This window comes from Ekhidna sp. (assembly GCF_040220215.1).
In the GTDB taxonomy this organism is placed as follows: Bacteria; Bacteroidota; Bacteroidia; order Cytophagales; family Cyclobacteriaceae; genus Ekhidna.
The window spans coordinates 471,518-491,013 of sequence record NZ_JAVJTR010000011.1 but is presented as its reverse complement, the minus strand read 5'-3'; the positions used below and the strand labels follow the sequence as shown (position 1 = coordinate 491,013).

The 19,496-nt window shown below is 39.9% G+C and carries 15 protein-coding genes; 10 read left to right on the top strand and 5 right to left on the bottom strand.

Annotated features, from left to right (window positions below; all coding sequences use genetic code 11):
- Positions 1–80 precede the first annotated feature (80 nt).
- Together RIC88_RS06615 and rseP are read left to right on the top strand one after the other, a co-directional pair.
- Complete coding sequence (locus RIC88_RS06615) at positions 81–1,235, top strand: 1-deoxy-D-xylulose-5-phosphate reductoisomerase (protein ID WP_350216726.1); 1,155 nt, start codon at positions 81–83, stop codon at positions 1,233–1,235.
- Positions 1,235–2,548, top strand: a complete 1,314-nt coding sequence (gene rseP, locus RIC88_RS06610; RefSeq protein ID WP_350216725.1) for an RIP metalloprotease RseP — start codon at positions 1,235–1,237, stop codon at positions 2,546–2,548. Before RIC88_RS06615 ends, rseP begins: the two co-directional genes overlap by 1 nt.
- Here the strand turns inward: rseP and RIC88_RS06605 are convergent.
- Positions 2,545–4,488: an OmpA family protein gene (locus RIC88_RS06605; protein ID WP_350216723.1), complete on the bottom strand. Its 1,944-nt coding sequence runs from the start codon at positions 4,486–4,488 to the stop codon at positions 2,545–2,547. The two genes, rseP and RIC88_RS06605, sit on opposite strands and share 4 nt — an antisense overlap.
- Positions 4,489–4,691: 203 nt before the next feature.
- Between RIC88_RS06605 and lon the strand changes: the two genes are divergently transcribed.
- The 3 genes from lon to hslU are packed head-to-tail and all read left to right on the top strand — an operon-like array spanning position 4,692 to position 9,534.
- Positions 4,692–7,160, top strand: a complete 2,469-nt coding sequence (lon, locus tag RIC88_RS06600; protein WP_350216722.1) for an endopeptidase La — start codon at positions 4,692–4,694, stop codon at positions 7,158–7,160.
- Positions 7,157–8,149: a type IX secretion system protein PorQ gene (gene porQ, locus RIC88_RS06595; protein ID WP_350216721.1), complete on the top strand. Its 993-nt coding sequence runs from the start codon at positions 7,157–7,159 to the stop codon at positions 8,147–8,149. Before lon ends, porQ begins: the two co-directional genes overlap by 4 nt.
- Positions 8,146–9,534: an ATP-dependent protease ATPase subunit HslU gene (hslU, locus tag RIC88_RS06590; protein WP_350216720.1), complete on the top strand. Its 1,389-nt coding sequence runs from the start codon at positions 8,146–8,148 to the stop codon at positions 9,532–9,534. Before porQ ends, hslU begins: the two co-directional genes overlap by 4 nt.
- On the opposite strand, the gene RIC88_RS06585 is transcribed toward hslU, so the two are convergent.
- Positions 9,531–10,016: a SixA phosphatase family protein gene (locus RIC88_RS06585; protein WP_350216719.1), complete on the bottom strand. Its 486-nt coding sequence runs from the start codon at positions 10,014–10,016 to the stop codon at positions 9,531–9,533. The genes hslU and RIC88_RS06585 overlap by 4 nt on opposite strands.
- The gene (locus RIC88_RS06580) at positions 10,016–11,017 is read right to left on the bottom strand and encodes a glycosyltransferase family 9 protein (protein ID WP_350216718.1); all 1,002 of its coding nucleotides are present in this window, start codon (positions 11,015–11,017) and stop codon (positions 10,016–10,018) included. The genes RIC88_RS06585 and RIC88_RS06580 overlap by 1 nt, the downstream gene beginning before the upstream one ends.
- Before the next feature lie 99 nt (positions 11,018–11,116).
- Between RIC88_RS06580 and RIC88_RS06575 the strand changes: the two genes are divergently transcribed.
- From RIC88_RS06575 to RIC88_RS06560, 4 genes are read left to right on the top strand one after another with little or no spacing between them, the layout of a single operon-like run.
- Positions 11,117–11,524, top strand: a complete 408-nt coding sequence (locus RIC88_RS06575) for an EVE domain-containing protein (RefSeq protein WP_350216717.1) — start codon at positions 11,117–11,119, stop codon at positions 11,522–11,524.
- Between the two features lie 32 nt (positions 11,525–11,556).
- Positions 11,557–13,119 carry a hypothetical protein gene (locus RIC88_RS06570; protein ID WP_350216716.1) on the top strand — a complete coding sequence of 521 codons (1,563 nt, stop codon included), beginning with the start codon at positions 11,557–11,559 and terminating at the stop codon, positions 13,117–13,119.
- A gap of 34 nt (positions 13,120–13,153) precedes the next feature.
- Positions 13,154–13,696 (top strand): bifunctional pyr operon transcriptional regulator/uracil phosphoribosyltransferase PyrR, encoded by a 543-nt coding sequence (pyrR, locus tag RIC88_RS06565; RefSeq protein ID WP_350216715.1) that lies wholly within the window; start codon positions 13,154–13,156, stop codon positions 13,694–13,696.
- Positions 13,693–14,616: an aspartate carbamoyltransferase catalytic subunit gene (locus RIC88_RS06560; RefSeq protein WP_350216714.1), complete on the top strand. Its 924-nt coding sequence runs from the start codon at positions 13,693–13,695 to the stop codon at positions 14,614–14,616. The genes pyrR and RIC88_RS06560 overlap by 4 nt, the downstream gene beginning before the upstream one ends.
- A gap of 1 nt (position 14,617) precedes the next feature.
- Here the strand turns inward: RIC88_RS06560 and purB are convergent, their stop codons facing one another.
- Positions 14,618–15,961, bottom strand: coding sequence for an adenylosuccinate lyase (gene purB / locus RIC88_RS06555; RefSeq protein WP_350216713.1), 1,344 nt, complete (start codon positions 15,959–15,961; stop codon positions 14,618–14,620).
- 221 nt (positions 15,962–16,182) lie between these two features.
- On the opposite strand from purB, the gene RIC88_RS06550 reads away from it, so the two are divergent.
- Positions 16,183–17,256, top strand: coding sequence for a 2Fe-2S iron-sulfur cluster-binding protein (locus RIC88_RS06550; protein ID WP_350216712.1), 1,074 nt, complete (start codon positions 16,183–16,185; stop codon positions 17,254–17,256).
- On the opposite strand, the gene RIC88_RS06545 is transcribed toward RIC88_RS06550, so the two are convergent.
- On the bottom strand, positions 17,253–19,478 hold the full coding sequence (locus RIC88_RS06545) for a tetratricopeptide repeat-containing sensor histidine kinase (RefSeq protein ID WP_350216711.1): 2,226 nt from the start codon (positions 19,476–19,478) through the stop codon (positions 17,253–17,255). The genes RIC88_RS06550 and RIC88_RS06545 overlap by 4 nt on opposite strands.
- Positions 19,479–19,496: the final 18 nt, after the last annotated feature.

The following is a 19,496-nucleotide window of genomic DNA, read 5'->3' as shown; positions in this document are numbered from 1 at the left end:
TGATCCATAGGACTGTTAAAAAATGCAAACTCTTACCTTTGCCGGTCACCTCGTAAAGGAAGGTGTGAAGAAAGTTGAAAATGAAGAAAAGAAATATAGCCATTCTTGGCTCTACAGGTTCAATAGGAACACAAGCTTTGGATGTGATAAGAAGGCATCCGGATCATTTCCAGGTAGAAGTATTGACAGCTCAAAATAGTGCCGACCTCTTAATTACTCAGGCGCTTGAGGTTAAACCAAACTGTGTGGTTATTGCTAATGAAGCATTATATCAGCAAGTATTTGATGCATTGGATCCGCATGATATCAAGGTCTATGCTGGTGTAAATGCGCTTGCTTCTGTTGTGGAAATGGAATCAATTGATATGGTATTAACTGCGCTTGTTGGATACTCCGGATTGCTCCCAACCATAAGGGCTATAAATGCCGGTAAAACAATTGCGTTGGCTAATAAAGAAACACTGGTAGTAGCGGGTGAAATGATAACAAAGCTTGCTCAGGAAAGAGGTGTAAATATTTTACCTGTTGATTCCGAGCATTCAGCAATTTTTCAATGCATTGTTGGAGAATTCCAGAACCCAATCGAAAAGTTGATTCTGACTGCTTCCGGTGGTCCTTTTAGAGGTAAGAATCGGAAATTGCTTGCTTCTGTGACAAAGGAACAAGCTTTGAAACACCCAAACTGGGATATGGGAGCGAAGATCACGATTGATTCGGCCACTATGATGAACAAAGGTCTCGAAGTAATTGAGGCAAAGTGGCTGTTCGGAGTTTCCCTGGATCAAATTGAAGTGGTAGTGCATCCTCAATCTATTATTCATTCAATAGTTCAGTTTGAAGACGGATCAATGAAGGCACAAATGGGATTTCCTGATATGCGTGTACCAATACAGTATGCCATGTCATATCCTGCAAGGCTAAAAGCTGATTACCCCAGGTTTGATTTTATAAACTATCCTGAATTGACTTTTGAAAAACCGGACATAAAAACTTTTCGTAACCTTGGACTTGCTTTTGAAGTTGCTAAAGAAGGTGGAAATCAACCATGTATTTTGAACGCTGCAAACGAAATTGCTGTTCAAGGATTTCTAGAGGATAAGGTTGGTTTCCTCGAGATTTCAGATGTGATTGAAAGCTGCCTGAAAAAGGTGAGCTATATTCGCAACCCGGAATTAGACGATTTTATTCAAACTGACAAAGAAACAAGGGCCCGGGCGCTCGAATTGATACGATAATGGAAACTTTAATAATGGTAGCGCAGCTTCTTTTGGGGCTGTCAATCTTGGTGGGAGTGCATGAATGGGGGCATATGGTGGCTGCCAAGGCCTTCGGAATGCGTGTGGAGAAGTTCTCAATTGGTTTCCCCCCGAAAATCTGGGGAAAGCAAATTGGTGAGACCGAATATTCAATTGGAGCTATTCCATTAGGCGGATTTGTGAAAATCACTGGGATGATCGATGAATCTTTGGATACAAAGAGCATGAGCGCTGAGCCAGAGCCCTATGAGTTCAGGGCAAAACCAGCCTGGCAAAGACTAATAGTGATGATGGGCGGGATCATTGTAAATGTGGTTACCGGAATCATTATTTTCATTGGCCTTGCTTTAGCAAACGGTGAAGCTTTTTTGCCAAAAGAAGAATTAAATAAGCATGGTATTGTTGCCTATGATTTAGGCGAACAGCTTGGATTCAAAACAGGAGACAAGGTACTGTCAATAAATGGTAAAGAATATTCAAGATTCTCGGATCTGTTAAGCCCTGACCTTTTGCTTGGTTCTGATAATTACTATACCGTATTGAGAGATGGACAAGAAGTCAAAGTGGAGATGCCAAATGATTTCATTGACAAATTCGCTGATAAGAAAAATCGAGAAAACGTTATTATTCCCAGGTGGCCATTTTACGTAGAGTCGGTTATGCCGGGAAGTAATGCCGATAAGGCAGGCCTTAAAGACGGGGATAGAATTGTTGGCATTAATGCAGAGCCGATCAAATATTTTGATGAGCTGAGTACCTCACTAGAGGGACTTAAAGGAGAAGTTGCTTCTTTTGAAATTCTTAGGAGCGGTGAAAAAATTGATCTGGAAATACCAGTGAGTGAAGATGGCACGATCGGTTTTTATCAATACAGGGAGCTAAATTATGTGACTCGCGATTTTACTTTTGGTGAAGCTATTAACGAAGGAACCTACAATGCATTTGCTGTCGTATGGCTCAATATTAAGGGATTTCAGAAGATGATTGCCGGCGATGTGGATGTTAGAAAGTCCTTGTCAGGACCTATCAGAATTGCTACATTTTTTGGAGGCACCTGGGATTGGAACAACTTCTGGAGAATAGTAGGATTGCTTTCTATGGTTCTTGCTTTCATGAACTTCTTGCCAATTCCCGCTTTAGATGGTGGGCATGTTATGTTCTTGACATGGGAAATAGTAACCGGCAGAAAACCATCGGATCGATTCCTTGAAAATGCTCAAAAAGTAGGGATGGTCATTCTACTATCGTTGATGGCTTTTGTGATCATCAACGATACCATTAGCTTATTCTAAAAATCATTGTCTGACTCCTCTGACTCTGGTGTTGGAGGAGCTTCTCTATAGATTTCAAATTCAACTCGGCGGTTCAGTTTTCGGTCTGCTTCAGTGACCTCATTTGCAATGATAGGCTTGGTATCACCATATCCTTCAGCTTCTACTCGCTCCTTAATGATACCAGCAAAAATCACAATGTAGTCCCTGATATTCTGGGCTCTCTCCTTAGAAAGTTGGAGGTTCTTCGCGGGATCTCCAACAGAATCCGTATGACCGGATATACGAAGTTTAAAGTCAGGGTTGTCGTATAAAAAGTTGACAACCTTATTTAAATCAGCATACATTTCCGTTTTCAATTCTGCCTTCCCTACATCAAATTCGATGGATTCAAACTTCATTTTTGAGGCCAGAGGTTCTGTGACCTTGTTTAGCTCCATCGGACCGTCGAGATAGAAGACTTCTTCAATTCTGAAGAAATCGTCCCCCTGAAGAACCAGAAGGTATTTCCGTTGATTAATTAAGTCAAATTCAAATGAGCCGTCAGACTTAAGAAATTTGGGTGCAACTTCATTGCCCTTCTCCAAATCAATAATGGACACAATTCCCTGAAATGGCACTCCGGTAAGCGAATCGGTTAGTGTTCCTGTAACTGTAGTGGTTGCTTCCGGCTGTGCCTCCATTGGAAGCGGAAATGAATAAATGTCTTGTTTATTCAAATCCCTGGTGGACGAACGTGCATAAAAAAGTAACTCAGATTCAGAGTCAATAGTAAAATAGAACTCACTTCCTCGACCATTTACCAATGGCCCAATATTTTGAGGCTCTGTCCAATAGCCATTGACATGGTAAGCCTTATAAATATCAAATTCCCCAAAATTGTACAGTTGTCCTTGAGAGCTGAAATATAACACCTCGTAAACCGGATGGTAAAATGGACTCACGTCATTCTGACGAGTATTGATGACCGGGCCCATATTCAGAGCTGCTGACCATCTTCCTTTTTCATCTTTTACTGTATAATAAATATCAGATAGGCCGAATCCGCCTAACCGGTCTGAAGCGAAAAATAAAGTATCTCCAGCATGGGAAAGTGCCGGATGAGAGTCCCAGGCCAAACTATTTACACTAACGCCTAAATTTTCTGGTCTTGTCCATGTGCTATCCTCTTGCAACTTGGCAATGAATAGATCACAATCCCCATATGAGTCTGGGGAATCACACCTAGAGAAAACCAAAGTTTTCCCGTCCCCGCTCAGGCATGGTGAACCTTCATTATAATGTGAGTTTAATTTTTCAATTGGCTTAGCTTTTGACCAGGTTCCATAAGGATCCTTATGACTAAAAAACAGATCCTCATCCTCCCTGAATCGAATTGTTTCATCCACTTTCTTGCGTTTTGAGGTAAAGACTAAAATATCATTATGAATATTGAGAGAAGGCCCATAATCTGCACTGGAGCTATTCACCAGCATGCCCATATTCAAAAGAACTCCTCTTGGAGGCTGCAGGGTATCAATTAATTTTCTATGCTCAACAAGTTCATAGTAGTAGTCGATAGGTACGAACTGCTCGGCGGCTTGTCGGTTCAGGGAGTCATAATACAGCTCAATTTCTTTAATATTGATACCTTGATAGTGATGACGAAGCACCATTCTATAGAGTGTTTTAGCTTCATCAGGATCACCAAAGAGTTCCGTCATTTTGGCAAGCCGCCAAATTAGCTTTGTATCTTTATAGAAATTTCGAATACCAAAACGACTTACATAGTCTTTTAGTGCTCCGTATAGTTCTTCCCATTTTTCAGCTCTATCCAGCTCAATGATCCGCTCTAATTTCTGTTTGTTAAAATATTCGGGATATTTATTGATTCCCTTAAATTCATATGCATTGAAAACAGCATCTTTCGGAACGGAATCAGTGACTATCTGCACTTCCTTACCGCCTCTTTGGGCAGTCACCCAAAAAGTACTTAGAACTAAAAAAAGTCCAATATGGCGATGGAAATTCAGGCGCATGCTGTCGATTCGTCAGTAAAAATTAAAATTAATTTAAAGTTAGCACTATTTGTTATCAGCTTCTACTTTGGCATAGCGATTGACAATTATATACCTTTCACAAAAACGCAGTGATGTGTTTGAATTATCTGACACATTGACATTTTATGAACGACGCTAATTTAAAATCAATTTTTATACCTGAATTTGTAGATGAAGACTCGGAAGAATTGATCCAAATCATTTCTCCGGAGGATACTCAGATGACTGAATCTGACCTTCCGAAAAACCTACCTATTCTGCCAATTCGAAATACGGTTCTTTTTCCTGGGGTTGTTTTGCCTATTACTGTTGGTAGAACAAAATCTATCCGATTGGTAAAGAAGGCCTACAGAGGAGATCGGATTATCGGAGTGATCGCTCAGAAGAATGTGAAAACAGAAGAACCTTCATTCAAGGATTTGTATGACGTAGGAACCGTAGCGAAAATATTGAAAATGATTGTGCTTCCGGATGGAAATACCACTATTATTATTCAGGGACAAAAACGGTTTAAAATCACTGAGCAAGTTCAGGAAGAGCCACATCATATTGTCAATTATCAGCTATTTCCTGATCAAAAGAACGGGCTACCAAAGAAAGAGCAAAAAGCGATTATTCAATCGCTGAAAGACACAGCTACAAAGATCATGGGGTTGAGTCCTGAAATCCCTAAAGAGGCAAGGGTAGCAGTAGATAACATTGACAGCTTTAATTTCCTGACCCACTTCCTTTCCTCAAATGTAAACGCAGAGGTTAGCGATAAGCAGTCCCTGTTGGAAATGGACGACCCAAAAGCCCGATCAGAGAAGCTACTTCAGTTTATGCTGAAGGATTTGCAGATGCTGGAGCTAAAGCAGGAGATTCAAGAAAAAGTTCACACGGATATAGACCAGCAGCAGAGAGACTACTTCCTAAGACAGCAAATCAGGATTTTGCAAGATGAACTGGGTCAAGACGGACCTGATCAGGAAGTGGAAGCCTTACGTAAGCGCGGAGAAAAGAAAAACTGGCCGGGTGAGGTGAATGAACACTTCGAAAAAGAATTGGATAAAATCTCACGAATGAACCCGGCAGCAGCGGAATTTCCGGTTGCTATGAGCTATGCAGAATTGCTTGTGGATTTACCATGGAATGAAGTTACTGAGGATAATTTCGATCTTAAAAACGCTAGAAAGGTTTTAGATCGTGATCACTTTGGATTGGAAAAAGTGAAGGATCGAATCATTGAATATCTGGCGGTTCGAAAGTTAAAGCAAGATCTCAAGGGACCGATTTTGTGTCTTTACGGCCCTCCCGGAGTAGGTAAGACCTCATTAGGAAAATCAATTGCCGATGCACTTAATCGAAAATATGTTCGTATGTCATTAGGTGGAGTGCACGATGAGGCTGAAGTGAGAGGCCATCGAAAAACCTACATTGGAGCAATGCCGGGAAAAATCATTCAAAATCTGAACAGAGCGAAATCGTCCAATCCGGTTTTTATTTTAGATGAAATTGATAAAGTAAGCTCTGATTTCAGAGGAGATCCGTCTTCAGCATTATTAGAGGTTCTGGACCCGGAACAAAACTCAACTTTCAAGGACAACTATCTGGAGGTAGACTATGACCTATCTAAGGTTCTATTCATTGCAACGGCAAATTCTTTAGATTCCATTCAGCCTCCTTTAAGAGATCGTATGGAGATTATTGATATAAGTGGCTATACATTGGAGGAAAAAGTGGAAATAGCGAAAAAACACTTAATTCCAAAACAACGAAAAGAGCATGGGCTGAAAGGAACTGACATTTCTTTTGATAAAACTGCTGTTGCTAAATTAATCAATGATTACACCCGTGAATCCGGGGTTAGAAGTCTGGAAAGAAAGATTGCAGCTGTAATTCGATCTGTTGCAAAATCTGTGGCGATGGAAGAGGAATACGATAAGAAAATTAATGCCACTAGAGTTCGAGAAATTCTTGGTCCGGAGACTTTTGATAAAGATAACTATGAAGATAACTCTGTTCCTGGAGTGGTAACCGGTTTAGCCTGGACGCCTTCTGGAGGAGATATTTTGTTTATTGAGTCTTCTTTGAGCCGCGGAAAAGGTAAGCTTACCCTTTCCGGTCAGCTTGGAGATGTTATGAAGGAGTCAGCGGTGGCTGCATTATCTTATTTACGGTCTCATTCAAAGGAGATGGGTATTGATCACAGGGTTTTTGATAATTATGACCTTCATGTTCATGTACCAGCAGGAGCAATACCGAAAGATGGGCCATCCGCAGGAATTACAATGCTTACCTCATTAGCATCTGTTTTTACCCAAAGGAAGGTGAAGAAGCAACTAGCTATGACTGGTGAGATTACTCTTAGGGGAAAGGTTCTTCCTGTTGGTGGAATCAAAGAAAAAATTCTGGCAGCAAGGAGAGCAGGCATCAAGGAGATTATAATGTGTAAACGGAATGAAAAAGATTTAGAGGAAATAAATCAGGTATACCTGAAAGGTTTGAAAATTCATTTTGTAGAATATGTACCTGATGTACTTGAAATTGCGTTAACCAAGCAAAAAGCCGATAATCCGATTGAGTTTATCCTTCCCGAAGAAAAGAAAGATTGAAATTTTTAATTGCTATAGCATTTTTGATTCCACTATACGGGTGGACGCAGATAGGAGGGCAGTCTGGATATCAGTCCTTAAATATTACTAGCAACCCTCGTGCAGCAGCCCTCGGTGGAACTACAGTGTCTTTGGCAGATGGTGATGTTTCACAATTTTTTGAAAACCCGGCCACTCTGGATTCAGTGCGATCGCAGAATCTTTTTTTTCATTTCAATCCATATTTTGCTGATGTATTCGTCTATTCAGGTGTATATACTTTTAATATAGGAAATGTGGGAAATTTTGCCTCGGGGATCAATTATGTGAATTATGGTTCATTTGAATTGACGGATGAAACAGGAGGCCAGTTTGGAATTTTTAGTGCCCAGGATTACACTTTTCTAGTGGGCAAAGCACATCAGCTAGGGCCGTTTACATTGGGTGCTAACCTTAAATTGACGCATTCTTCTATAGAAAATTATGGATCTACTGCTGTATTAATGGATATTGGTGGTGTTTTTCGGGTGAATAAAAACTGGACGGTAGGCATGGTATTTAAAAATATAGGGGCTAGAGTATCAGAATACACCCCATTCTCATCACCCCAAATTCCTTTTGACATTAAATTGGGAACTACATTTAAACCGGAATATATGCCGTTGCGATTTACATTGACCAGTACCAACTTGGTAGATGATAACTTAAGCCTTGAACAAGAGTCCACCGGACGGAGCAGCAAGTCTATAGATAAAATGTGGAAGCGCGTGAACCTAGGAGCAGAGGTTTTGTTAAGTAAGAACTTTCAATTTCTGATAGGATATAGCCATAAAAGAAAGCAGGAGTTGAGATTGAAAGAAACGGGCGGAGGAGCCGGTTTTTCGTATGGACTTATGGTGAAAGTAAAGCGAATTGAGTTTCGATTTTCACGGGCCACCTATCATGTGGCAGGCGGAAGCAGTTTTATAAGCTTGCGGACTGATTTAAATGACTTTAAGAAAATTTTATGAGCGAAATAAAAAACGATTTAACACCGAGACAGATAGTTGAAGAGTTAGATAAGTACATCATCGGACAAAAAGATGCAAAAAGAAATGTAGCGATTGCCTTGAGAAACCGATGGAGAAGGATGAATGTGAAGGAGGAAATCCAGGGTGAAATCGTCCCCAATAATATTCTGCTTATAGGATCAACTGGAGTCGGTAAAACAGAGATAGCCAGAAGGCTGGCAAAAATCGCTGACGCGCCCTTCACAAAAGTTGAGGCATCTAAATTCACTGAAGTGGGCTATGTAGGTCGTGATGTCGAAAGCATGGTTAGGGACTTGGTTGAGCAGGCAGTAAATATGGTGAAGGTTGCCAAGAAAGAAGAAGTAAAGGAAAAGGCTGCTGAAGTAGTAGAGGGGATCATCCTTGATGCATTAATCCCGCCTTTAAAAGGAAGCCCCAATGCATACGCCACCAAAATAGGAAGTGATGAGCCGGAAAATGAGGTTGAGCTAAATGAGCAAACGCGCGCTCGTTTTCGCGATAAAATAAGAAATGGAGAGCTGGATGATCGAAAAATTGAAATTGATGTAACACAAACACCCGGAGGAAATATGGGTGTGATCGGTGGGGGCATGGATGAAGCTTCAATGATCAATATCCAGGAAATGATTGGCAATATGATGCCGAAGAAGAAGAAGAAGCGAAAAGTGACGATCGCGGAGGCCAGAAAAATTCTTTTAGAAGAGGAAGCTTCAAAAATGATCGACATGGATGAAGTGAAGGAGGAAGCTATTTTCAAAGCAGAAAATACAGGAATCATATTCATAGATGAGGTGGACAAGATTGCGAAAGGAGGAGACGGAGGCAAAGGTGGTCCGGATGTAAGCAGGGAAGGTGTTCAGCGAGATTTATTGCCGATTGTGGAAGGAAGCGCTGTAAATACTAAGTACGGAATCATTAATACTGATCACATCTTGTTTGTAGCTGCCGGGGCATTTCATTTTAGTAAACCATCCGATTTGATCCCTGAGTTGCAGGGGCGTTTTCCTATTCGTGTCGAACTGGATAATTTAACAAAGGCTGATTTTCTAAGGATATTAACAGAGCCTAAAAATGCGCTCACCAAGCAATACGAAGCGCTGGTTGCAGCGGAAGAAGTAAAACTAACATTCCAGGATGAAGCCTTAGAGGAAATCGCTGAGATGGCATTTCAGATCAATGAGGAGGTAGAAAACATTGGGGCAAGAAGGCTTCATACAGTGATGAGTAAGCTGCTTAATGAAATCCTTTTTGATATACCTGATACCATAGGGCCAAATGCTCAAATTGTTATTGACAAGAACATGGTTGAGGAGAAGTTGGCAGGGTTAGTTAAGGATAAAGATTTGAGTAGATATATTCTTTAAATCTCTTTTGGGAAGTAAAAAAAAGATAGCGCCCCTTCTCCAAACTTCACATCCTTCCAATATTTCGCGTTGAAATCAATCCCGACAATACCACATGTAGGGATATTGTCGAAGCTGCTATTTGCCATTGCATTTGCAATGCTGGTAAATCCGGGGTTATGTCCGAAAACAGCTAAACGATCACACTCCGGTGCGCTTTGAACGATTTGTAAAATTTCGTTAGCCCCTGCATGATAAAGACCTTTTTCTAACCTGATTTGCCCCTCATCCACACCCATTTGATCGCATATATGTAAAGCAGTGTATAAGGCCCGGCTGGCAGTACTTGAAATGAATATTTCCGGATTGGGTTGATTGGAGGCTAAATGCTGCCCCATTTTAATCACATCTTTTCTGCCTCGTTTACCAAGTGGACGATCATGATCATTTAGATCGAATGACCAGGACGATTTTGCATGACGGATTAAATAGAGTGTTTTCATTAATCTGGCAAATAAAAGTCAAAAGTTACATCATTCATGCACTTAAAATGTCCTTTTGGGCAATTTGAAAACCCTTTAGAAGAGCACGGACGGCATCTTAATTTATTATTCTCAAAGACTGTAAACTGGGTTTTATACGGATATTCACCAAAGTGAGGAGTTGTATTTCCCCAGATAGAAAAAATGTGCTTTTTGAAAGCTGAGGCAATATGCATAAGATCGTTATCATGTGTAAATACCCATGAAGCATTTTTAACTAAGGATGCCTGCTGGTTGAAGTTGAATTTGCCGCAAGCGTTGAAAATGACTGCTTTTTTGTTAAGCTCTTCAATCGCCTCCTCCTCTGCTTTGGTTCCGTGTTGAAAGAAACGCTCTATCTCATTTGCTTTATGTTCATCCTCTTTGTTTCCAATTATTACAATCGGTTTATTGATCCGATCACAAAGCTCAATCAATCGATTGACGGGAAGTGTTCGGGTAACATATTTGCCGCTGATCACAACAGCGGCATACCCATTTTGATGTTGTTTAGGCAGCCAGCCATTTTCAACCTCATCTTTATCCGGGATGTAATAATCCAATCCAAGGTGATCATGGTTAAGCCCAAGTGGAGTCAGTAGTTTGAAATACTGATCCACGATATGTGTCTTTGGAAGTAGGTTAATTTTTGTTTTGATATATAGCCATTTTTTAAATGGAAAACCATAGAAAGTGTATTTGGTTTTGGTGAGCCTAAAGCTTACAAACTTTGATTTCAAGCTATTGTCCAGATCGATTATAAAATCGTACATCTGCTGTTTTATCAAATGTCTCACCGGAAAAAATGAATCATCATAATTGTGGACTCTGTTGATGTAGGGATTTTCATCAAAAACTGAAACACAGCTTTTACTGGTTATTACATCTACATCTGAGTCAAGCTCTGTTTTTAATGTTCTTGCGATGGGTGTAACAAGTAATACGTCTCCAATAGATCCTGACTTAATTATTAGGATTTTCATTAATATAAAAAATGAATTAAACGTAAAATGTTCAAAAAACAATTATAAAACAGAAATACACCTGTGAGCTTTTAGTTAGATTTATTAAAAAAGTCAAAAATGAATTATTGGTTAATAAAGAGTGAACCCAACACTTATTCATGGGATGATCTTGTTAAGCTTGGAAGGGATCATTGGGATGGCGTCAGAAACTTTAAAGCTCGAAACAACATCAAGCAAATGAAGGTTGGTGATTTGTGTCTTTTCTATCATAGCGTGAATGAAAAGGCGGTTGTTGGTATTGCGGAGGTTGTAAAGGAGTATTATAGAGATCCCACAACCGATGATCACCGATGGTATGTGATGGACGTTGTGCCTGTAAAGAAGCTAAAACGACCGGTTACTTTGGCCGAAGTAAAAGCGGATGAGAGACTGAGTGGGATGCAATTAGTAAAGTACTCACGACTTTCTGTACAGGGAGTTAAGAAAGAAGAGTTCGACATTATCCTGGCGATGAGCGAACGATAGGGAGGTCAATAACGTAATTGTTTTATATGTCAATGAAGAATTTACTAATCATCCTATTAATAATACCTATCCTTGGTTTTTCGCAACGGAAGAAGAATAGGGATACCAGTGCGGTTATTATTCAGCCCACACGAATTGAGTTTGAAAAAGATGGCGATGATTCAGATTTCTATGTGGTGCCAGGTGATTTGGACGGAATATTAGTGGTTGAAGAAACGTCAGAGTCAGGACGTGGTGGCGGATGGCAGTGGAAATTAAGCATGGTGGATACAGCTCTTCAGGTCAGATGGTCTCAAAACCTAGTTATTCCTACCGATGGGTCAATTATTGGTTATGAATATTTTGACGGGAGGTTTTATTTATTGTTTAATAAAAGTAGATACAGAAGTGAAGACTTATTGGTTTATCAGTTTACTGCAGAATCACCTGATTTTATAACCTACGAAATCACAACAGTTTTTCCTATAGAAATATTTCACTTTGAATCTATTGGTGAAACATTGCTCATAGCAGGCTATGCTAACTTCCGCCCGGTTGTAATCACTTACAACATCAGTGATCGGATTCCACGAGTGGTTCCTGGATTTTATGACAATAAAAATGAAATATTGGATCTCACCGTAGATGATGATTCTAAACTTTTTACTGTCATCATGTCTGAAAAGATGAGGAACAAGAAATATACCGTTCGTGTGAAGACCTTTACAGATAAGGGGGATATCATTCAGGATAATTTGATCAACCCTGGTGAAAGGAAAAGTTTATTAGATGCGGCTAGTACTACCTTTTCAGGAGGGCTTCAATATCTGGCCGGCACGCACTCCAAAAAATCTTTACAGTACAGTCAAGGGTTTTATCTGAGCAAGTTTATTAATGGTCAGCAGCAGTTTAACAAGTACTTCGCTTTTGCTGATTTAAATAATTTCTTTGGTCACATGAAGCCAAAGCGTGAGGAACGCATCATGAATAGAATAGAGCGCAAACGGGCAAAGGGGAAAGTGAAAAAATTCAATTATCGGTTACTGGTTCATAAAATTCTAGAACGGGATGGCGAGTATATCATGATTGCGGAAGCCTATTATCCAAGATATAATTATTCTAGCAATAATAGCTTTAGCCCTTATGGCGGGTTCGGTAACCGTGGTTTTGGAAGTACAAATCCGTACTTTTTGGGGTATAAATACACACATGCAGTTGTATTGGGATTTGATCAGAATTGTAACATTTTATGGGATCAAACTTTTAAGATTGAGGATATCCAAACGTATTCGTTAGAGGAAAATGTAGTAGTCAGTGCATCAGGAGACCGAGTGATTTTAATGTATTTGGAAGAGAATGAGATTCGGTCTAAAGTTGTTGAAGGAAATAAAATCGTGGAAGGAAGAACATTTAACCCCGTTAAACTCTCCTTTGAAACAGACGAGCTCAAATCAAAAGACCCAAGTGTGGAAGGCTTGAAAATGTGGTATGATGAAACGCTTTTTGCCTATGGTGAGCAATCCATTAAAAATGTAAGTGGAATAGGCGGTAAAACAAATCGAAAGGTTTTTTACATTAATAAGATTCAATACGACCTGGATAGACAGCCCAATTAATAGTTAACTATTACTTTTGCAGGAATAATTACTCATGCAAAAGCGCCTGCTTTTCGATAGCCCACTTCTTAAGGTCACAATCCGCCGATTGTGTCAGCAACTCATTGAAGTACATGAGGATTTTTCTCAATCAGTCATCATTGGTATGCAGCCCCGAGGTATATATGTTGCCGAGCGCATCAAAGCAGAACTTAAAAAATTAATCAATAAAGACATTCATCTTGGGTATCTCGATACTACATTTCATAGAGATGACTTTAGAAGGCGTGATGAGCCTATCACCCCAAGCCAGACTAAGATTTCTTTTCTGATAGAAAACAAGAATGTAATTCTTGTCGATGATGTACTCTTTACAGGCAGGACAGTGCGAGCAGCACTTGATGCGATGAATACTTTTGGCAGACCGGCTAAAGTAGAATTGCTGGTGCTTATTGATAGGTTATACAGCAGGCACATTCCTGTAGAGGCAAACTATGTTGGAAGGAAAGTAAATACCATCCAATCTCAGAAAGTATTGGTGGAGCTGGATGAAAAGCAAAAAGAAGATCATATTTGGTTAATCACTAAAGAAGAATGAGTCAATTAAAAACCAAGCATCTCTTAGGTATAAAAAACCTCGACAGGGAGGATATAGAACTCATTTTTCAAACAGCCAGTAATTTCAAAGAAGTAATAAACAGGCCCATAAAAAAGGTGCCATCACTCCGGGATGTTACCGTCGCAAATATCTTTTTTGAGAACTCCACACGCACCAAGCTGTCTTTCGAGCTGGCAGAAAAGAGACTTTCGGCTGATGTAATCAATTTTTCTTCTTCCGGGAGTTCGGTAAAAAAGGGAGAAACACTTCTCGATACTGTTAACAACATTTTGGCGATGAAAGTGGATATGGTGGTGATGCGACACCCAAGTCCTGGAGCTCCCCACTTTTTATCAAAACATATTGACGCAAATATCATTAATGCTGGTGATGGAACTCATGAACATCCAACACAAGCATTGCTGGATACATTCTCTATTCAGGAAAAACGTGGAAGTGTAGAAGGAAAGAAGGTTGTAATAATCGGTGACATCCTCCATTCACGGGTTGCGCTTTCAAATATTTTCGCACTTCAGACCCTGGGAGCAGAGGTCATGGTGTGTGGGCCGGCTACCTTACTTCCTAAGCATATTGGTGAATTGGGGGTTAAAGTTGAAACGAACATTAGAAAAGCTTTAGAATGGTGTGATATAGCCAATATCCTAAGAATTCAGATTGAGCGTCAGCAAATGAAATACTTTCCTTCCTTACGGGAATATTCCAAGTATTTTGGAGTCAATAAACAATTACTGGATTCACTGAATAAGGAAATAACCATTATGCACCCGGGCCCAATCAATAGGGGTGTGGAGATTACCAGTGATGTTGCAGACTCTGAGCACTCCATTATTCTCCAGCAAGTGGAAAATGGTGTGGCTATACGAATGGCAGTGCTTTATCTATTAGCTGGAGGTAGCTAGCTTATTTTCCAACATAGTTAAAAGGCGTGATCATCTTTAATTCACCTTTAATTTCATCGGAGACATTCAGACCTTCAATAAATACTTTAATTGAATCAGCGGTAATAGCTTCATTGGTCCTTGTTAATGCCTTCAATGCTTCGTATGGTTTTGGATACCCTTCCCTTCTCAAAATGGTCTGGATGGCCTCTGCCACTACAGCCCAATTAGCCTCTAAGTCCGCTCTGATGACTCCTTTATTTGCATTGATTTTTGACAATCCTTTTTCCAACGAAAGTAGTGAAATGAATGTGTGAGCAATAGGAACACCAATATTTCTTAGCACCGTAGAATCGGTCAAATCCCGTTGTAACCGTGAAATTGGAAGTTTAGCACTCAAATGCTCGAACAATGCGTTCGCAATCCCTAAGTTTCCTTCCGCATTTTCAAAATCAATCGGGTTTACTTTATGTGGCATAGCTGAAGATCCCACTTCATTTTTCGCAATGGTCTGTGTGAAATAGTTCATGGAAATGTACTGCCAGACATCTCTGCTCAGATCAATTAAGATGGTATTGATGCGCTTCATTGCATCAAAAAGAGCCGCCAAATGGTCATAATGCTCAATTTGAGTAGTCGGATGACTTCTTTTAAGACCTAGTTTTTCGCCCACAAATTTGTCCCCGAAAGCATGCCAGTCATGATTAGGATATGCTATGCTATGCGCATTGAAATTCCCAGTAGCTCCACCAAATTTGGCGGCAAATGGTACTAGCTTTAGCAATTTAACTTGTTCTTTAAGACGTACTACAAAAACATCTATTTCCTTACCTAATCGAGTGGGTGAGGCAGGCTGTCCATGTGTTTTAGCCAACATGGGTATGCTTTCCCATTGATTTGCTTTAGATTCCAATTCTATTATCAGGGCTTCCAGTTTGGGTAAAAATGCTTGCTCAAGCGCCTCTTTTAGAGAAAGTGGGATGGAAGTATTATTGATGTCTTGAGATGTTAGGCCAAAGTGGATGAATTCCTTAAACTCTGAAATCCCGATTCCATCAAACTTTTCCTTAATGAAATACTCCACAGCTTTCACATCATGGTTGGTCGTTTTTTCAATTTCTTTAATTGACTCGGCATCCTCGAGTGAAAAAGATTCATAAATATCTTTTAGTTTTTTGTTGTTCGAAGAATCGTAGCTTTTAAGCTGTGGAATGCCACTTTCATGCAAGGCAATGAAGTATAGAACTTCTACTTTAACACGATATTGAATCAAGGCTTTTTCAGAAAAAAAGTCGGCAAGTTGAGAAACTTTGGATCTGTAACGCCCGTCAATTGGCGAGATGCCTTCAAGTGGATTAAAATTCATTAGTAGATTATTTTCAACGAGATTCTTGAAACTTGCATGGTTCACAATTCATCTACCATCGATGATCAGGGAATCATGGCTTATTCCATGGATTTATTGTTGGCTAAAAACGAACACAAAAGTACCCTATACTGTTTACTTGCCATAGCTGAAAGGGGAGGTAAGTTTTACTTGTCTGGCCTCAATTAGAGAATTACCTTTGCGCCCTTAAAAATTACACTATGGCATTTTCATTATTTAAAAAGAAAAAGAGCAAGACAGACGACAGGTACCAGACGCTGACCATCAAGGAGGTGGTGAATGTGGCAAAGGATGCTGTAAATCTTGTTTTTGAGAAGCCAGACAATTTTGAATACGAGCCGGGTCAATTCATTACTTTGATTAAAGAAGTAAACGGAAAGAAGATCAGACGAGCTTATTCGCTTTGCACCACACCATTCGAAGATGAAAATCCTGCAGTGACCGTTAAAAGAGTTGATGGAGGAGCTATGTCAAATGATCTGAATGATAACGCTAAGGCTGGTGATCAGATTCAGATTATGGAGCCAATGGGTATGTTCACCACAGAGTATGACTCTTCGAATAAGCGCAATGCGGTATTTTTTGGGGGTGGTAGCGGAATTACGCCGCTGATGTCAATAATAAGATCAATTCTACTCAAAGAACCAGAGAGCACGACTACATTGGTTTATGGAAACCGAAGGGCGGAATTTGTCATTTTCAAAGATCTTATTTCCAGCCTGGAAAAGAAATATGAAGGACGATTCAAAGCACTTCATATTTTGGAGGATGGTGATGCAGACTATACCGGCAGGCCGACTCCTGATTTGATAAATGAAATTTGTGAAGAAATTTCAGTCAATAAGAATACGGAATTTTATATCTGCGGCCCTCAACCAATGATGGATGTTGTTGCAGAAGGATTAGGTAAGGCCAAAGTAGATCAAACCAAAATCAGAATGGAGAGTTTTGAGGCTGGGAAAACGTCACCATCTGAAATTATTGACAAAGAAGGAGCGTCAGAAAGTGAGGTTACTATTCTTCTCGATGGAGAGGAATATTCAATCACAGTTAAGAAAAACGCTTCCGTTCTAGATACTGCGCTTGATAATGATTTGGATATGCCTTACTCATGTCAGAGTGGTTTGTGTACTGCATGCCGAGGAAAATGCGTTGAAGGTAAAATAAGCATTGATGAAGCTGAAGGCTTGTCACAAGAAGAACTGGATGAAGGATATGTACTTACATGCGTAGGTAAGCCACTTACGGATAGAATTAGGGTAGAAATAGGTTAGGCCTTATCAAAGATGAGGTTGAAGGTGGTTCCTTCTCCCGGTTTGCTTTGACATTCTATCTGTCCTCCCATTGCATGGATAAATTTGTATGCGATGGACAGCCCCAGTCCCGTAGATCTTTCCTGGGCGGTAGGTTTAGAGCTAAGTGTAGTATAGGCCTGGAATAAGCTTTTTTGTTCCTCCTCAGAGATGCCAGGGCCTTGATCCTTTACTTTAATTTCATGGTGATTATTTTCAGATATCAAGGATACTTCGATTTTTTTGCCTCGATCTGAAAATTTGATTGCATTGGAAAGAAGGTTATCAATGACCTGTACAAGGTAATTTGGATCCACATTCGAAAAAAGTTCTTTTGATTTGTCAATACTGTCAATGATTTCAATTTGCTTTTGAGCCGCTATGACATCAAAATTGTGAATGGATTCATATGTAAGGGAAGTTAAATCGGTCTTCTCCAATTTGAGATTTACCTTCATGTTTTCTATAGCACTGATGTCCAGTACACGATCTATCATGTTACGCATTCGCTCTGACGAGACACCCAAAAGCTCCACATACTTCTTTAGATTTTTATCGGAATTAGTCTTGATCACATCTTCAAACAATGGCATCAACCCAATGATCATGTTCAGTGGATTGCGTAAGTCATGAGCAACAATGCCCATGAGTTTATTTTTTTCGTCATTTAGCCACTTCAACTTCTTATTCTGTTTTTGGATAAGGAAGTAGGATCGCGAGAGTGTCACCGCGAGCAGAAAAAATAAAAGCAGAGCCAGGAGGACCAACCTGTTTTCTCTCGATTTGGTCTCCAGCTCTTCCCTGAATTTTTGTTCCGACTCCAAGCGCTCTTGCTCCATCATCGCTACTTGCTTTTTAAACTCGTACTGTGAAGCTAGTTGGGTCGCTTTTTCGATATTATTTTCTTTATAAATAGAATCTGTCAGCTGCTGGTAATCTTCAAGGTATTTCATGGCCAGGCTACTGTTTTTATATTTCTTGTGGAATTCATAGAGTGCATACAGCACTTCCTTTGTCTCAGCCCTTAGGCTTGCATTTCTGCTAAGGGCAAGTGACTCGTTTAGGGCGTTAACAGCTTTTGTAGCATTCCCCCTTTTCGAGTAGAGTTGCCCCAAATCTTTTTTTACCGTAGAAATTACTACTACATCTTCACAGGCCGTCGATGTTTCTAATGCTTGCTGTAGAAAAAATTCAGCCGAATCAAGTTTCCCTTTTGCTATATATATAGATCCCATGCCCTCCAGTGGGTAACTCTCAAAGCAGGGATAGGTATCCGAAAGGTCTATTTTTAGGGAGCTTTTCAGCAAACTTATTGCTTTAGTGGTGTCACCTTTTTTTAAATGGATGTAAGAAAGATTGTTTAAAAGAGTTGCTTCATTATCAGCCATATTATGAATACGGGCTTTTTCTAGTGCATTGCTATAATACTGCATCGCCATGTCAGGGTTATTCATGTTGTCATAGATAACCCCCATATTATTGTTGATAAAGATTTCGCCATTAGCGTCCTCACTTTGGATAGCCAGATCCCTTGCCTGTAGATAATTCTCAAGCGCTTCTGAATAAAGCCCCTTTTGATCATATATGATCCCAATTTGATTCAATGCCTGACTAACTTCTTTGGTGAGCCCTCCTACCTGGTAAGCTTCTTTGGCCTTTATTGCCCATTTCAACGCTTCAACATTCTTACCCCTTAGGTTATTGATGTTGGCAATAGCATAGGCAGCATTTCCATATTCAGGCAATACTTCATGTTCCTTACCCAACTCATAGGCTTTGGTATAATTAGATATCGCAGAATCAAGCTTATTCTCTATTTCATAGGTGATTCCTATGACATATTTTGCATTTACGGTATAGTTGTAGAGTTCATTTTTGAGGTACCTCTGAGCACCTCGTTCCATTAATACAATTGCAGAATCTAAGTTGGTGGAGGAGTAAAACAACCCAAGAACCAGCTCTGATCTACTCTTATGTTTAATGGAAGTAATGCCTTTTCCAAGTTCAAAAGCCTGCTTGGCATATCCCAGTTGTTGCTCAGGGTTGTTGTTTGACTCATATGCCAGGCCTATCAAGGTAGTAATTTTAGCTGTATCACTTTTGGCATTTTCTAATGCTATCTTCAAGCTGTCAAGCTTGTTGCCTTGGCTAAAAACGATGTTTAGCGAAAGAATGACGAGAATTAAGCTGGTGAATCTCTTCATGGTTATTAAGCCCTAATT

Excerpts from the sequence above, each read along its gene's own strand:
- RIC88_RS06615 (WP_350216726.1), top strand. The coding sequence starts at position 81 with ATGAAGAAAAGAAATATAGCCATTCTTGGCTCTACAGGTTCAATAGGA.
- rseP (WP_350216725.1), top strand. The coding sequence starts at position 1,235 with ATGGAAACTTTAATAATGGTAGCGCAGCTTCTTTTGGGGCTGTCAATC.
- lon (WP_350216722.1), top strand. The coding sequence starts at position 4,692 with ATGAACGACGCTAATTTAAAATCAATTTTTATACCTGAATTTGTAGAT.
- hslU (WP_350216720.1), top strand. The coding sequence starts at position 8,146 with ATGAGCGAAATAAAAAACGATTTAACACCGAGACAGATAGTTGAAGAG.
- RIC88_RS06585 (WP_350216719.1), bottom strand. The coding sequence starts at position 10,016 with ATGAAAACACTCTATTTAATCCGTCATGCAAAATCGTCCTGGTCATTC.
- RIC88_RS06580 (WP_350216718.1), bottom strand. The coding sequence starts at position 11,017 with ATGAAAATCCTAATAATTAAGTCAGGATCTATTGGAGACGTATTACTT.
- RIC88_RS06575 (WP_350216717.1), top strand. The coding sequence starts at position 11,117 with ATGAATTATTGGTTAATAAAGAGTGAACCCAACACTTATTCATGGGAT.
- RIC88_RS06570 (WP_350216716.1), top strand. The coding sequence starts at position 11,557 with ATGAAGAATTTACTAATCATCCTATTAATAATACCTATCCTTGGTTTT.
- pyrR (WP_350216715.1), top strand. The coding sequence starts at position 13,154 with ATGCAAAAGCGCCTGCTTTTCGATAGCCCACTTCTTAAGGTCACAATC.
- RIC88_RS06560 (WP_350216714.1), top strand. The coding sequence starts at position 13,693 with ATGAGTCAATTAAAAACCAAGCATCTCTTAGGTATAAAAAACCTCGAC.
- purB (WP_350216713.1), bottom strand. The coding sequence starts at position 15,961 with ATGAATTTTAATCCACTTGAAGGCATCTCGCCAATTGACGGGCGTTAC.
- RIC88_RS06550 (WP_350216712.1), top strand. The coding sequence starts at position 16,183 with ATGGCATTTTCATTATTTAAAAAGAAAAAGAGCAAGACAGACGACAGG.
- RIC88_RS06545 (WP_350216711.1), bottom strand. The coding sequence starts at position 19,478 with ATGAAGAGATTCACCAGCTTAATTCTCGTCATTCTTTCGCTAAACATC.